Genomic DNA, 14223 nt, shown 5'->3' with positions numbered 1-14223 from the left:
CGGCGGTGCGCGGTGCACTCGACCGGTGACGCTCGCTCGCGTCGTTTCGAATTCCAATAGACTCGGTAGCGACGAGCCGAGCCCGTTTTCAGTGCAGCCAACTCGCGAATCATTTCTTCCGCGCGATCGCGCGCACCGGCGTCTCGGCCCTTGGCGACGGGTCCCGCTATCTGCGCAACCAAGCCGGCTTCGCGGTCCGCCGCGAGCTTGAAGGCGCGAAGGTGGCGCACTTCGAGACCGAACTGCAACATCGAGTGTGCCGTTCGGGCGAGCGTCACGGCCCCGTCGTCGTAGAAGCCGGCCTGCCCGGGAGTGATCAAACCGGCGCGCAACAGTTCGGTCAGGAACGCATCGTCGATCCCCGCCTGAGCGAGTAGATCTGCTTTGGCGATGCGAACCTCACGATCGGGCAGGAACTCCTCGGGAGACACCTCCCCCGCGGCAACGGTGAGCGACCGGGGACGCTTGACCGACGCATCGGCCCGTTCCACGGTGGCGACCCCATGGTCGATGGCTTCGAGCTGCTCCTTGATCACCTTGAGCGGCAGGTACTGATCGCGCTGCGCGGTCAGCACGAAACGCAGGCGCTCGCAATCCGCGATGGAGAACCGTCGGTACCCCGACGGCGTGCGCTCCGGGGAGATCAGCCCCTCGGCTTCGAGGAATCTGATCTTCGAGATGGTGACATCAGGAAAGTCGGGCCGAAGTCGATCGAGGACGGAGCCAATCGACATCCCCCCGTTGGACTGCTGCCCGACGGCGGTCACTGGCTTCCTGCACCCGCAGACGTGTCGCCGACCTGAGATCCGTTGCCGCCACGCGGTCCGGTGAGGAACACCAGCCGGAACTTGCCGATCTGGACCTCGTCGCCGTTGGCCAGCACAGCGGAGTCGACCGGCTCGCGGTTGACGTACGTGCCGTTGAGGCTGCCGACGTCGACGACCTGGAAGTCGTCCTCGTCCTGCCGGAACTCGGCGTGCCGACGGCTGACGGTGACATCGTCGAGGAAGATGTCACTGTCGGGATGCCGACCGGCCGATGTGGTCGGCTGGTCGAGCAGGAACCGTGATCCGGCGTTGGGTCCTCGCTTGACGACGAGCAGCGCGGCACCGACAGGCAACCCCTCGACACCCGATACCGGAGCTTCGGTGCTCTGGGCGGCCGCGGAGTTGTCCAGCTCCTGCAGGAAATCTGCACGGAAGACCGAGGTGGTCTCTGCCGGTGACTCCCCGTAGTTGCTGTCGTTGTCGTTCTGGCTCACCGTTACTCCTTCTCAGTCCGTTCACCCGGGGCAGAGAACGCCGCGGGTAACGCAGTACATGGTCTTCACATCAGGTGGTGCTTGGCGTTCGGTGTTGCGTAGCGTCGTACAGCTTGCTGGACCTTCGCCCCGACAGGGTATTCGCTCGGTGTCGACCGTACCCTGCGCAGCGGGGACCGTGTGGCCTGTTGGCCGGTGTCGACAGCCGGCCGATCACTCGGCCGTGATGAGAGCATATCCGGCGGCATCGAGCATCTGCGCCAGTGCCGCGTCCAACTCTTCCGGTGTCGAAACCTCGAGGTCGATCAACCAGCCTCCGGTGTAGGGTCCCGAGTTCACCTTCTCCGGTTCGCCGTCCAGATCCTGGTTCACGGCAACCACTTTCGCGGTCAGCGGGCTGAACACGTCGGAGACACTCTTGGTGGATTCGACCTCGCCGAGAGATTCGCCTGCGGTGACGGTGTCACCGATCGAGGGAAGCTGAACGAACACCACGTCGCCCAACTGTGCCTGCGCGAAATCGGTGATACCGATGCGCACCGTTGCAGGCCCCGTGCGCTGCACCCACTCGTGCTCGGGGGTGTAGTACAGATCAGCTGGTGTGTCGATGTCGCTCAACGCGGCATTCCCTTCGATCGTGGCCCGGGGCGATCAGGCGGTCAGTTACCGGGCTGAGCGTATTGACGCGGGCGCGGGTCTCGCAAGGCGGACACCGTGACCTGGTCCGACTGCGCGATGTTCGACGTGGCACCGTTGCGAGTCACCGTGTCCACGACCCCACCGGGAATGTTCAACGCCGACGCGAGTGTCGGCGGATCTCCGATGGCAGTGAAGGTGTACGGGGCTCGCAGTTCTCGCCCGTCGACCACCACCCGACCCGCGGAACCGGCGATCCACGAATCGACACCGATGCGCACGGCATTTCCGCCGCCCTGGAGCTGTAGTGCTTCGGCACCGGCGGCGCGCAACTCCTGCATCGCGTCGAGTAGCACCTCCGATCCCACGCCCGAGTTCGGGTCCTCGATCACCACTGTCACGCCCGGCCCCTGGGCCGCGACGGTGCCGACTTGAATGGACAACGCGGACAATCGCTCCTGCGCTTCGGCCACTGCCGCCTCCGATCCCGAACCGGACTCGCGCAATGTCGCCAGAGTGGCCTGCAGGGTGCCGATCTCGTCCCGGATCGAAGCCTCGCGTCGGGTCAGGGTGTCCAGCACGACCAGTAGGTCCTCGGGCCTGGAGTTCTCCAGGCCATCGGTGGTGCTCGTCTCGCGTACCTGGGTGGCCAGGCCGATCCCGAGGACACACAGCAGCGACAGCGCGAGAACGCCGAATACCGCTCCGCGCCTTCGCCCCTGCGCGTCGGGACCTCGCGCGCGCCATCCGTGTCGACCGCCGCCTGCCGTCATGATCTAGGCACCGAACAGACGTCTGCGCAGAGCGGCCGCGTTGCCGAAGATGCGAATTCCGAGGACGACGACGATGGCCGTGGACAACTGAGTTCCCACCCCGAGCTGGTCGCCGAGCCACACGATCAAGGCCGCGACAAGAACGTTGAAGACGAACGAGATCACGAACACCTTGGCGTCGAAGATCCCGTCGAGAAAAGCCCGTACACCGCCGAACACCGCGTCGATCGCTGCCACGACGGCGATCGGAAGATAAGGCGCGACCACGGCGGGAACCTGCGGACCCGCGACCGTCCCGATGACGACCCCGATGATCAGCGCGGCGATCGCGGCGAGAGCGTACACGCCGTGGGTGGGGGTGATCGGCGCGTCTGTCGACGCCCGCACCTCGGACTCGGCCGGTAGGGCACTCGGTGGATCGTTCTCCGTCATCGTGGGCCTGCCTCCTCTGCCTCGAACGACTCTCTCACAGCGGCGGGACCGAACTCGAGATTCGCAGCCGGACGCACCGTGAATCCGACGCCGTACAACTGCGCCACCGTGCTCATCCGCAGATAGGCGTCGCTGACGACGAACTGGACCTGAATGCGCTGCGGCGGCCCGATCGCGTCGATCTCGTAGGGCGAGTCGATCGGGCGATTGTCCAGCAGCATCGCCCCGCCTGCCTGCCGGATGGTCACGTTCGGGCCGACTCGAATACCGTCCACCGACACCGTCTCCGCACCGCTCGCCCACAACGAATTGACGATCGCAGCGATGTCCCGATCGAGCACGGCTGCGCCCGAACCCCGGCGAACCGACCGATCCGACGTGTCGTCCTCGGCCACTGGTTCGGTGACGACGACCGAAAGCCCGGGTCCGGACACCGAATCGATGCCCGCGGCGGATTCGACTGCACTCAATCTCTCCAACAGCTCACCGCCCGAGACATCGGACCGAAGGGCTCGCTCACGCTCCGAGGACACCTGTTCGGCCAGTGCCTGTTGCGTCGCTTCCAAATCGGCGCTGCGATCCTGTGCGGCTCGGACCGCAGCCGACGCATCGGCGCCCGCACGGTCGACATCGGTTGCACCGGACGCCAGCTGCGAGAACGCGATACCGAAGATCACCCCGACGACGACGGCACCGCCCAACAACCAGAGCGCCGCAGGCACCCGCGGCTTACGGGTGTGCTGCGCGCTACGTTCGGCGGCCGCTGCGCCGTATCCCGGGTCCAGATGGTCGGTCAGCAACGACGTCAACAACGACGGGACGGGATTTCTCCTGACCTGTGTTTTCGGTCGTTCCGCAGGCTCCACTCCTGTCCGCCCCGGTCGTTCCGCAGGCTCCACTCCTGTCCGCCCCGGTCGTTTCGCAGGCTCCACCGTCAGGTGCCGGCCGCTGTCGGATCGACTGTCCTGGCGACAGCGATCGCTTTGCCGAGGTACAGCAACCCGGTCCAGGTGTACAACGCCGTGCCCCAGATCAGCAACGCGTATCCGAGCGGTCCTGCGGCGTCGGCCACCGAATTGCTGCCGGCCGATACCAGCAGGACCGGCAGCGCGATCATCACCACGAAGGTGGCGGCCTTACCGAGGTAGATGACGTCCGGAGGCGGGAGAGACCTGCGGCGGTAGACGAACATCGTCAATCCGAGCACGGCGTCGCGCCCGATGAGGATCGCCGCAACCCACCAGGGAATGATGCCGCGCAGAACGAACGCCACCAGAGTGCTGACGACGTAGAGCCGATCGACCAGCGGATCGAGAATGGCACCCAGTTTCGATGCCTGGCCGAGCATGCGAGCCAATTTGCCGTCGAGCCAATCGGTTCCACCGCTGACGAGCAGTATCACCAACGCCCACCCATCGGCCTCGGGGCCCAGCATGAGGTAGAGGAACAGCGGAACACCCAACAGCCGGATTGCGCTGAGCAGGTTGGGAATGGTCGCGATGCGATCCGATACCTCGAGCTCACGGTTGTTCGTCATCGGCGATCACCTCCTGCTCGTCGCGGTCTGCTCACTCGGGCCTGCGGCCACGTTAGCGCCACGCGAACACCGGCTGCTCGAAGTCCGCGACTCGGGTGTGTCGACCGTGCAATGCCACTTCACGAAACTGGTGGACGATCGCGCCGGTCGGAGCATGAATGGCCCCGGTTCGGTACGGCCACCGAATGACCGGACGCGTCGATTCGGGAATCGACACGAATTGGGCGTCCACATCGAGTTCGTCGACCGTCACCTCGAACACCTCGGCCACCTCGTCCGCACTGGGCAGCAACGTGGACGAGTAGTCGCCTACCCACACCACGAACGGAGTGATGACATACCCGGATCGAGTGACGTAGTCGTCCAACCTGCCGAGAACGTCGGATTCATCGGCACGAATCCCCAACTCCTCGGCCAGTTCCCGCAGACAGGCCTGCATCCTGGACTCGCCCGGGTCCACACCGCCGCCGGGCAACGCGTACTGGCCCGGATGCGCGCGCAACCGATCCGGGCGCCTCGTCAAGAGCATCCGCCTGTCCCCCGGCGCTCCACCGACCGCAACGGCGACGGCAGCGGCGCGCAGTCCGTCGGATTCGGCGGTGCGATGGGAGAAACGGGCGAGTTCGCGCGCGACGGAAGCTCGATCGAGCAAATCCTCGTTCGGCCTACCGGAATCGTCGACGGTCACAGTACGAACCCTAGAGGCCCGGCGAGATCAGCGGGTATCGGCGGGCCGGGCGGCGGGTGGGAGCAGGTCGTCCGGCGACGCCGGCCAGCCGAGTGGCTCGTCGGCCAGAGCGGTCAACTGCTCCACCTGCGTTCGGCACCAAGGTGATACGTCGATCGTGCCGCCGAGCACCCCTGCGGAGAACTCGCGCCACGACACCCACCGAGTCTCGTCCACCTCGGCCGGATCCGGATCGAGTGTCGCGTTCTCGTCGACTCGCACGCGGTACACGGGACATATCTCGTTCTCCACGATTCCGTTGTCCATGACGGCCCGGTATCGGAAGTGCGGCAGTACCAACTCGGCGGATTCCGCACGCAGGCCGAGTTCTTCACCGATTCGGCGCAGTACGGCGGCGTCGAGTTTCTCTCCGGGTGCCGGGTGGCCACAACACGTGTTGGTCAGTACCCCTGGCCAGGTCGTCTTGCTCGACGCTCTGCGCGTGAGAAGAACAGCGCCGTCCGCTCTCACCACGTAGCTGGAAAATGCCAGGTGAAGTGGCGTGTCCTGCGTGTGGACGGTGGTCTTGTCATGCGTGCCGACGGCGCGGCCTTCGTCGTCGAGCAGCACCACGTGCTGCGCTCGGGATCGATCCATCGTTCCATGGTCCCACGGCCTGCGTCGCGGTCTACTGTCGAACCATGGGACGTGAGAAGAACACCGACGACAAAAACCCGACTGAGTCCGAGAAAGCATCGGACGCGCCCAAGGGTGGCCGACCAGGACCCGTGGACGGCGGCGGCGGAGGCGGGATGGCGACGCGGGAGAACGCGCCCGAGATCGCCGACGACTCTGCCTGAGATTCACGGCTCGACCGCTGTTTGAGAAACAGAGTTTGCGTCAATACCTCCGATGTTCTCGCGCTGCGCGGGCACACGAACCTCCACGACCGGAAGGACTTCGATGAGCATCAACGACGACGACATCACCACCACGGGCGGAGCCGGGGGCGAAGGACCCGCTGACGGCGGATCGAACCCCGGTGGTCATGACGGCGGAGCAGACGGCCCCGCCGGAGCCGGTGAGGGACCCGCCGACGGCGGATCCAACCCCGATGGCCACGACGGCGGAGCAGACGGCCCCGCCGGAGCCGGCGAAGGACCCGCCGACGGCGGATCCAACCCCAACGGGCACGACGGCGGTGCGGACGGCACCGCTTGAGCACTGAGCCGAGCGGCGAGCGCGGACCGGGAAACCGGTCCGCGCTCCGTCGTCTGACCGGTATCGACCTCGGGACCTTCGCCGATCGGTTCTGGGGTGTTGCTCCCAAGCTGACCAGATCAGCCGATCTGTCGGGCTCGTTCGACGATCTGATGACGGTCGACGCGGTCGACGAACTGATATCCGAACGCGGAGTCCGCACTCCGTTCGTGCGGATGGCCAAAGACGGTCGACTGCTGGACAAGTCGCAGTTCACGTCGTCCGGCGGGTTCGGTGCCGAGGTGACGGACCAAGTCGACTCCGCAGCCGTGCTGGCAGCCTTCGCGGCCGGAAACACGCTGGTACTTCAGGGCCTGCATCGACTGTGGCCTCCGCTGATTCGTTTCGTCGGTGATCTCGTGCGCGAGCTGGGCCATCCGGTGCAGGTGAATTCGTACGTCACACCGGCCGCGTCCCAGGGCTTCTCACCGCACTACGACGTGCACGACGTATTCGTCGTGCAGATCGCGGGGACCAAGCGGTGGAGCATTCACTCGCCGGTGCACGTGCATCCGCTCAACAATCAACCGTGGTCGGATCGGCGGTCGGCCGTCGAAGACCACGCATCGAACACTCCCGAACTGGACATCGTCCTCGAGCCCGGCGACGTGCTCTACCTGCCGCGCGGGTGGATCCATTCGGCGCAAGCGCTCGGCGACACCACCGTGCACTTGACCATCGGCGTCGCGTCGTACAACGACTACGACCTCGCCCACCATGTGCTGAAGTCGCTCGGCGACGTCGAGAGCCTGCGTGCTCCCCTCCCCGCCGGTCTCGACCACTCCGACCCGGAGTCCATCGTTCCGCATGTACACCGAGTTGTGGACGCCATGCGCGCCGCGCTCGACGAGATCGACCGAGACCCCGACGCGGTGCGTCGACTCGCCGAACGCGTCGCAGATCGTCACGACGACCTCGTCCGACCGGAACCGGTGCGCCCGCTGGCGAGTGTCGCCGCGATGGGTGCGCTACGAGGCGAGAATTCGATTCGATTGCGGCCCGGCGTCTTCGCGCGGGTCGCGCACACGAAGGCCGGCGTCGCGATGGCGCTTCGGAACAAGACCATCACGCTGCCGTCTCAGTGCGCCGACGCGATCGAGAGCCTGATGAAGGGAGCTCCGTGCCGCCTCGATTCGATGCCCGGACTCGACACCGCCGACGCGCTGGTGGTGGCGCGCAGACTGATTCGCGAGGGCATCGCCGTTCCGGCCGCCGAGGGATAGCCGTCAGGTGATCGTGATCCCGCCGTCGACCGCGATGGTCTGACCCGTCACGTATCCCCCGGCGTCCGAGGCGAGCCAGATCGCTGTTGCGGCCAGTTCTTCTGGATCGCCTTTGCGTCCGAGAATCATTCGCGGAGCCATCGAGTCGAGATATCCCGGCTGGTAGGAGTCCGTCATCTCGCTCTGGAAGAATCCTGGTGCAATAGCGTTGACCCTGATGCCTTTTCGCGCGCCCCACTGCTGAGCGAGATCGCGGGTGAGGCCGATGATGGCGGCCTTGCTGGCGCTGTAGGCCGCCTGCGGAAGGCCAGCGGTGGTCAGCCCCAGAATGCTGGAGATGTTCACGATCGAACTGCCGGGTGCCATCACCCGTCCACAGGCCTGCGCTGCCCAGTACGACCCGTTCAAGTTGATGTCGATCACCGAGCGGAACTGCTCGGGTGTCTCACGGGTTGCGGGGTAGGCCGTACCGACTCCGGCGTTGTTGATCAGAATGTCGACTTTTCCGAACTCCGTCATCGCGGCCTCGACCATCGCGGTGCACTGATCCGGGTCGACCACGTCGGTGGCTACCGTGATCGAGCGCCCTCCGACGCTGTCGATCAACTCGGCGGTCTGCGCCAACTTGTCCACTCGCCGTGCGGCGAGCACCACATCCGCTCCCGCCTCGGCGGCGGCTTTGGCGAATGCCACGCCCAGTCCGGAGGATGCACCGGTGACGATGACGACGCGACCGTCCAGGCGAAATTTGTCCAAGATCGACATGTTGATGAATCTCCTTGTACTCGACTCAGAACCAAGCGGGTGACATATCGAGGGTCGTGCGGTCCAGTCTCGCTAACAGGTCGAGCTGGGCGTCGACCTTCGGCAATTCGTAGACGTAGAAGTATTTCGCTGCAGAACGCTTTCCGTCGTAGAAGTCTCCAGCCTTCGTACCGACGGCCAGTAACTGCTCGAGCCACATCCAGGCGATGACCGTGTGCCCCATGGCCTCGAGGTAGGCCGTGGAGTTCGCCAGCGCCACAGCGGCATCGCCGGTACCCCACACTGCAGCGGTGACCTCGACGATTCTGCCGAAGCGTGCGTGCAATTCGTCCGCGTACCGAGCAGCGTCACCGCCCGCCGCGTGCGCCCGCTCGACTGTCTGCCCGATGTGTTCGGCCAGCAGAGCCAAGCCGGCGCCGCCCTGCATGATCACCTTGCGCCCGAGCAGATCCAGACCTTGAATACCGTGCGTGCCTTCGTGAATCGGATTGAGGCGATTGTCGCGGTAGTGCTGCTCGACGTCGTAGTCGCGGGTGTATCCGTAGCCGCCGTGCACCTGAATGGCCAGACTGTTGGCTTCGAGGCACCACTGCGACGGCCAGCTCTTGGCGATCGGTGTCAGTACGTCGAGCAGCAATGTCGATCGCGCTGCTTCGGCTTCGTCGGACGCCGAGTCCTGATGATCGACCAGACGCGAACAGTAGAGTCCGAGCGCCAGCGCCCCCTCGACGTAGGACTTCTGCGCCAACAACATTCGACGAACGTCGGCGTGTTCGATCAGCGCGACCGCAGGTGCAGCCGGGTCCTTGGCACCGAGGGGTCGGCCCTGTGTACGGGTCTTCGCATACTCCACCGACTTCAGGTAGCCGACGTAGCCGAGGGCGATCGCGAGGAATCCGACGCCGATCCGGGCTTCGTTCATCATGTGGAACATGTACGACAGTCCGCGGTTCTCCTCGGCGACGAGGAAGCCGACTGCTCCGGGTTGCCCACCGGGAGAATGCGTTCCGTCGCCGAATGCCAGCAGAGTGTTGGTGGTGCCGCGGTTGCCCATCTTGTGATTGAGGCCGGTCAGCACGATGTCGTTGCGCTCGCCCGTACCGCCGTCGCCATCGGGAAGGAATTTGGGAACGATGAACAGGGAGATCCCCTTGACCCCGGGCGGGCCGCCCGGCGTCTTGGCGAGCACCAGGTGAACGATGTTCTCGGTGAGTTCGTGATCTCCACCCGAAATCCACATCTTGGTGCCGGTGATCCGAAAGCTACCGTCGCTCTGCGGAACTGCCTTGGTCGTGATGTCGGCCAGTGACGATCCGGCCTGCGGTTCCGACAGACACATGGTTCCGAACCAGCGCCCGTCCAGCATGGGCCGGACGTAATCTCGCACCTGGTCCGGCGTGCCGTACGTCGCGATCAGATTGGCGTTGGCCATGGTGAGGAACGGGTACGAGGAGGTCCCGGCGTTGGCGGCTTGGAAGAACGCCATCGCTGCCCGGGAGACGGTCGCGGGCAGTTGCATGCCGCCGATCGACTCGTCGAACTGTCCGGCGATCAGACCCGCCGACGCGTAGACATCGAGCGCTTCCTTGACTTCCGGTATCAGCTCGACCGAACCGTCCGCGTTCATCGTCGGCTCCTGCGCGTCCGCCTTCTTGTTGTGCGGAGCGAAATGCTTGCGGGCGATGTCCGCGCTGAGGTCGAGGACCGCGTCGAAGGTCTCCTTGGAGTGCTCCGCGAAGCGAGGTCGAGCAGTCAGTGCCGCCACGTCCAGCCATTCGTACAGCAGAAAATCCAGGTCGCGTCGCGAGAGGACGTCCGACATTCACTTCTCCGATCGCGAGGGGTGACATGTGCGCACGATGGAGACGAGCACTGTGACGCACATGACTGTGGATTCACCATACAAGTCGCGGTCTCTCGCTCTCACCGAGTACCCACGTATGCCGTCAGAGCAGATCCACGTCCGCGATCCGGTCTCGAAAAGTGCAGTCAGGCAGACATTTACGACCAATCGGACTATGAGGAGCGTCACGATTGGCGAGATGCCCTACGGCATATACTTACCTTTGATAACGATATGAAGCGGACAATCGCGAGGTGCCTCGAACGATCGGGGCGCTTCGTCGGAGGGAGTCGAGCATGACGCACACATTGGCCGTCGACAGCCGACAGGATCGTCAGAGCAGGCAGCGCAGTAGATTCCACGAGCTGCACGAGTCCGACCACGCGTTTCGAGCCGCTGAGCCGGACAGCGCAGTGGCCGACGCCGCCCAGGAGTTGTCGCCCAATCTCGCCCGCGTGGTTGCCGAGATCATGACGCGTTACTCCGACCGGCCGGCCCTCGGCCGCCGTGCCCGAGAGATCGCGCGAATCGACGATACGAACAGCCTTCGCCTGCTCCCACGCTTCGACACCGTCACCTACGGCCGAGCCTGGAACGACGCAGGCGCGCTGGCCTCGGCGCTGACGCACGACGCGTTCGGTATCGCTCCGGGAGACTTCTTCGCAACCCTGGGATTCGCGAGTGCCGACTACGTCATCGCGGAATTGGCCACCATCCGACTCGGCGCGATCGCCGTTCCCTTGCAGGCCGGTGCCACCGCGGGCCAGCTCTCGGCCATCGCAGACGAGGTCGAACCCGTCGTCCTCGCAGCCGATGTCGACAACCTGGCCGTCGCAATCCAGGTTGCCACGCATTGTCGATCCATTCGGCGAATCGTCGTCCTCGACTACGACGGTGCAATCGACACGCACGCACGGCTCATGGAGTCCGCCCGCAGCGATGCCGAACAGGTGGGAATCTTCGTTCGGCCGCTCACCGAGCTGGTTCGCGACGGCGCGCAACTGCCGGAGGTTCCACTACCCGATGCCGAGGATCCCGACCGACTCGCGACGCTGATCTACACCTCCGGCAGCACCGGAACTCCCAAGGGGGCGATGCACACCGAACGAATCGTGTGCGGAGCATGGACCGGAGCCTGGCACCACACCGGAGCTTCCTCCGAGTCCACGAACGGGCCGGCCTTCCCGGTCATCACACTCGACTACCTTCCGATGAGTCACCTGGCCGGCCGTGGCCTCGTCTTCTCGACTCTTGCGGCCGGCGGCACCGTCCACTTCGCAGGGGCGAGCGACCTGTCCACCCTGTTCGAGGACTTCGCGCTCGCTCGGCCCACGATGGCACTGTTGATCCCGCGGGTCTGCGAGATGATCCGACACAACGTTCTCGCCGAGATCGACCGCGAGACCGAACGCTCTGCCGGCGGCGATGCCGACAGGACGCGCCGGGAGGTCCTCGAACGCAACAGGATCGAACAATTCGGCGGTCGCGTCCTCGCAGCCATGGTCGGCACCGCACCGATCGCCGTCGAGGTCAAGGACTTCGTCACGGAGCTACTCGATATCGAGGTGAGCGACAACTACGGCTCCACCGAAGCCGGAATGGTGTTGCACGACGGCGTCGTGCAACGCCCGCCGGTGATCGAATACAAGCTCGACGACGTACCCGAACTCGGCTACTTCTCCACCGACACACCGCATCCGCGCGGTGAGCTCCTGCTCAAGACGACGTCCATCATTCCCGGTTACTACAAGCGCCCGGACGTCACGGCCGACGTCTTCGACTCCGAGGGCTTCTATCGCACCGGTGACGTCGTCGCCGAGATCGAGCCGGACCGACTCGCCTACGTCGACCGGCGAAAGAACGTTCTGAAACTGGCTCAGGGCGAGTTCGTGGCACTGGCGCGCCTCGAAGCCCTGTTCGGTACCAGCGAGCTGGTCGATCAGATATTCCTGTACGGCAACAGCCAGCGGGCGTATCTCCTGGCAGTTGTCGTACCGGCCGACCCAGACACGACTGCGGGTTCGGTCATCGAGTCGTTGCAGCACATCGCTCGCACGGAAGCGCTGAATTCGTACGAGATTCCGCGCGAGGTGATCATCGAACACAACCCGTTCACACAGGAGAACGGACTGTTGTCCGGTGCAGGCAAGCAACTGCGGCCCAAACTCGTCGAGCGCTACGGAGAAGAACTCGAGCGTCGCTATGCGGAACTCGAAACCGGTCAGAACGATCGCCTGCGCGAACTCAGGCGCAGTGGTGCCGATGCCCCCGTTCTGACCACGGTCGGCGACGCCGCACAGGCCCTGCTGGGGTGCGCCGGGTCCGATGTTCGCCCCGAAGCCCACTTCAGCGACTTGGGCGGAGATTCGTTGTCGGCGTTGACGTTCTCCACGCTTCTCCGTGAGATCTACGATGTCGATGTTCCGGTCGGAGTGATCACCGGACCCGCCATGGACCTCGCAGCGCTGGCCGAGTACATTTCCTCGGCTCGCGACAACGATTCGGACACAGCGACATTCGCCTCGGTGCACGGTCGCGGTGCCGCCGTTGCACACGCTTCCGACCTGCGTCTGTCGGCATTTCTCGACGACGCGCTCCTCGACGCCGCACACCGAGTTCCCGGCCCACGAGAACAGACCAACACGGTGCTACTGACCGGTGCCAACGGATACCTCGGCCGCTTCCTCTGCCTGGAATGGCTCGAGCGCATGGCCGAGGTCGGCGGAAAGGTGGTCTGCCTGGTGCGCGGACGATCCGATTCCGACGCAAGAGCTCGTCTCGATGCAGCCTTCGACAGTGGAGACGCGGCTCTGTCGGCGCGCTATCGAACCTTGGCCGACGCCGCTCTCGAGGTCGTGGCAGGCGATCTCGGGACACCTCACTTCGGCCTGGATCACAAGGCATTCGAGGCGCTGGCCGAACGGGTGGATCGCATCGTCCACCCCGCAGCGCTGGTGAACCATGCCCTACCGTACGAGCATCTCTTCGGACCCAACGTCGTCGGCACGGCCGAGGTCATCCGGCTGGCGCTGACCGACCATGTCAAGCCGGTGACCTACCTGTCGACGGTGGCCGTCGCAGCGGGCGTCGAGGAATTCCGGGAAAACGGCGACATCCGTGTCGACAGTCCGTCGCGGGCCGTGGACGATTCGTACGCCAACGGCTACGGAAACTCCAAGTGGGCCGGTGAAGTGCTGTTGCGCAATGCGTTCGACGAGTTCGGGCTGCCCGTCTCGGTCTTCCGCTCGGACATGATTCTGGCGCACAGCACCTGGACGGGTCAGCTCAACGTGCCGGACGTGTTCACGCGTTTGATCCTGTCGGTCGTCGCAACCGGTCTGGCCCCACACACGTTCTACGCTACCGACACCGGGGCACCGACCGACGAGAAGGGTCGACCCCTGGCCCACTACGACGGATTGCCGGCCGATTTCAGCGCCTCCGCCATCACGTCGATCGCGGGTGGGGATACCTCGGGCTACCGAACCTTCGACATCCTCAACCCACACGACGACGACATCTCGCTGGACACGTTCGTCGATTGGATCCGTGCCGCAGGTCGCGACATCGAGATAGTCGACAACTACGACGAGTGGTTCGAGCGTTTCAACGCAGCAGTCGAGGCTCTTCCGGAGAAGCAGCGTTCGCACTCGCTGCTCCCCCTGATCGAGTCTTACGCACACCCGCAACACCCGTCGTCCGGGGCGATGCTGCCCGCCGACGAGTTCGCCTCGGCCGTCGGGGATATTCCGCACCTCGGGCGCGAGTTGATCGAGAAGTATCTCTCCGATCTCGTGGCGCTCGAGCTCGTGAGCAAGCGCTAGAG

15 protein-coding genes are annotated in these 14223 nt (G+C 65.0%); 4 read left to right on the top strand and 11 right to left on the bottom strand.

All coding sequences use genetic code 11. The annotated features are described in order from the left end of the window. From CH251_RS17210 to idi, 9 genes are all read right to left on the bottom strand, one after another. Positions 1 to 767, bottom strand: a 767-nt coding sequence (locus CH251_RS17210) for a MerR family transcriptional regulator (RefSeq protein WP_256979137.1), incomplete at its 3' end; no start/stop codon positions are given. Beyond that, entirely contained in the window at positions 764 to 1261 is a 498-nt protein-coding gene (locus CH251_RS17205; RefSeq protein WP_057479400.1) for an FHA domain-containing protein, read from the bottom strand. The genes CH251_RS17205 and CH251_RS17210, both read right to left, overlap by 4 nt. A gap of 213 nt (positions 1262 to 1474) precedes the next feature. Continuing rightward, entirely contained in the window at positions 1475 to 1879 is a 405-nt protein-coding gene (gene gcvH / locus CH251_RS17200) for a glycine cleavage system protein GcvH (protein ID WP_094614226.1), read from the bottom strand. Positions 1880 to 1920: 41 nt separating this feature from the next. Further along, complete coding sequence (locus CH251_RS17195) at positions 1921 to 2670, bottom strand: DUF881 domain-containing protein (protein WP_094614225.1); 750 nt, start codon at positions 2668 to 2670, stop codon at positions 1921 to 1923. Positions 2671 to 2673: 3 nt separating this feature from the next. Beyond that, the gene (locus CH251_RS17190) at positions 2674 to 3102 is read right to left on the bottom strand and encodes a small basic family protein (RefSeq protein ID WP_094614224.1); all 429 of its coding nucleotides are present in this window, start codon (positions 3100 to 3102) and stop codon (positions 2674 to 2676) included. Continuing rightward, positions 3099 to 3914 carry a DUF881 domain-containing protein gene (locus CH251_RS17185; protein WP_256979136.1) on the bottom strand — a complete coding sequence of 272 codons (816 nt, stop codon included), beginning with the start codon at positions 3912 to 3914 and terminating at the stop codon, positions 3099 to 3101. Before CH251_RS17185 ends, CH251_RS17190 begins: the two co-directional genes overlap by 4 nt. Positions 3915 to 4036: 122 nt before the next feature. Next, positions 4037 to 4639, bottom strand: a complete 603-nt coding sequence (locus CH251_RS17180; RefSeq protein WP_094614223.1) for a CDP-alcohol phosphatidyltransferase family protein — start codon at positions 4637 to 4639, stop codon at positions 4037 to 4039. A 52-nt stretch (positions 4640 to 4691) separates the two neighbouring features. After that, positions 4692 to 5327 (bottom strand): CoA pyrophosphatase, encoded by a 636-nt coding sequence (locus CH251_RS17175; RefSeq protein WP_179273347.1) that lies wholly within the window; start codon positions 5325 to 5327, stop codon positions 4692 to 4694. A gap of 27 nt (positions 5328 to 5354) precedes the next feature. Next, on the bottom strand, positions 5355 to 5963 hold the full coding sequence (gene idi / locus CH251_RS17170; protein WP_094614222.1) for an isopentenyl-diphosphate Delta-isomerase: 609 nt from the start codon (positions 5961 to 5963) through the stop codon (positions 5355 to 5357). A gap of 44 nt (positions 5964 to 6007) precedes the next feature. Here idi and CH251_RS27575 point away from each other — a divergent pair, with 44 nt between their 5' ends. From CH251_RS27575 to CH251_RS17160, 3 genes are all read left to right on the top strand, one after another. Next, positions 6008 to 6166 (top strand): hypothetical protein, encoded by a 159-nt coding sequence (locus CH251_RS27575; RefSeq protein ID WP_179273346.1) that lies wholly within the window; start codon positions 6008 to 6010, stop codon positions 6164 to 6166. A 103-nt stretch (positions 6167 to 6269) separates the two neighbouring features. Beyond that, complete coding sequence (locus tag CH251_RS17165) at positions 6270 to 6527, top strand: BatC protein (RefSeq protein ID WP_094614221.1); 258 nt, start codon at positions 6270 to 6272, stop codon at positions 6525 to 6527. Further along, positions 6524 to 7789 carry a cupin domain-containing protein gene (locus tag CH251_RS17160; RefSeq protein WP_094614220.1) on the top strand — a complete coding sequence of 422 codons (1266 nt, stop codon included), beginning with the start codon at positions 6524 to 6526 and terminating at the stop codon, positions 7787 to 7789. Before CH251_RS17165 ends, CH251_RS17160 begins: the two co-directional genes overlap by 4 nt. 3 nt (positions 7790 to 7792) lie before the next feature. Here the strand turns inward: CH251_RS17160 and CH251_RS17155 are convergent, their stop codons facing one another. Together CH251_RS17155 and CH251_RS17150 are read right to left on the bottom strand one after the other, a co-directional pair. After that, positions 7793 to 8554, bottom strand: a complete 762-nt coding sequence (locus tag CH251_RS17155) for an SDR family NAD(P)-dependent oxidoreductase (protein ID WP_094614219.1) — start codon at positions 8552 to 8554, stop codon at positions 7793 to 7795. 25 nt (positions 8555 to 8579) lie between these two features. Further along, positions 8580 to 10376 carry an acyl-CoA dehydrogenase gene (locus CH251_RS17150; protein WP_094614218.1) on the bottom strand — a complete coding sequence of 599 codons (1797 nt, stop codon included), beginning with the start codon at positions 10374 to 10376 and terminating at the stop codon, positions 8580 to 8582. A gap of 317 nt (positions 10377 to 10693) precedes the next feature. Between CH251_RS17150 and car the strand changes: the two genes are divergently transcribed. Continuing rightward, the gene (gene car / locus CH251_RS17140; protein WP_094614216.1) at positions 10694 to 14221 is read left to right on the top strand and encodes a carboxylic acid reductase; all 3528 of its coding nucleotides are present in this window, start codon (positions 10694 to 10696) and stop codon (positions 14219 to 14221) included. Positions 14222 to 14223: the final 2 nt, after the last annotated feature.

Origin of the sequence: Rhodococcus sp. 06-462-5 (assembly GCF_002258315.1) — a bacterium.
Taxonomy (GTDB): domain Bacteria; phylum Actinomycetota; class Actinomycetes; order Mycobacteriales; family Mycobacteriaceae; genus Rhodococcoides.
This window is presented reverse-complemented; position numbering and strand designations above follow the sequence as displayed.

Excerpts from the sequence above, each read along its gene's own strand:
- CH251_RS27575 (WP_179273346.1), top strand. The coding sequence starts at position 6,008 with ATGGGACGTGAGAAGAACACCGACGACAAAAACCCGACTGAGTCCGAG.
- CH251_RS17180 (WP_094614223.1), bottom strand. The coding sequence starts at position 4,639 with ATGACGAACAACCGTGAGCTCGAGGTATCGGATCGCATCGCGACCATT.
- CH251_RS17165 (WP_094614221.1), top strand. The coding sequence starts at position 6,270 with ATGAGCATCAACGACGACGACATCACCACCACGGGCGGAGCCGGGGGC.
- idi (WP_094614222.1), bottom strand. The coding sequence starts at position 5,963 with ATGGATCGATCCCGAGCGCAGCACGTGGTGCTGCTCGACGACGAAGGC.
- car (WP_094614216.1), top strand. The coding sequence starts at position 10,694 with ATGACGCACACATTGGCCGTCGACAGCCGACAGGATCGTCAGAGCAGG.
- CH251_RS17155 (WP_094614219.1), bottom strand. The coding sequence starts at position 8,554 with ATGTCGATCTTGGACAAATTTCGCCTGGACGGTCGCGTCGTCATCGTC.
- CH251_RS17195 (WP_094614225.1), bottom strand. The coding sequence starts at position 2,670 with ATGACGGCAGGCGGCGGTCGACACGGATGGCGCGCGCGAGGTCCCGAC.
- CH251_RS17150 (WP_094614218.1), bottom strand. The coding sequence starts at position 10,376 with ATGTCGGACGTCCTCTCGCGACGCGACCTGGATTTTCTGCTGTACGAA.
- CH251_RS17190 (WP_094614224.1), bottom strand. The coding sequence starts at position 3,102 with ATGACGGAGAACGATCCACCGAGTGCCCTACCGGCCGAGTCCGAGGTG.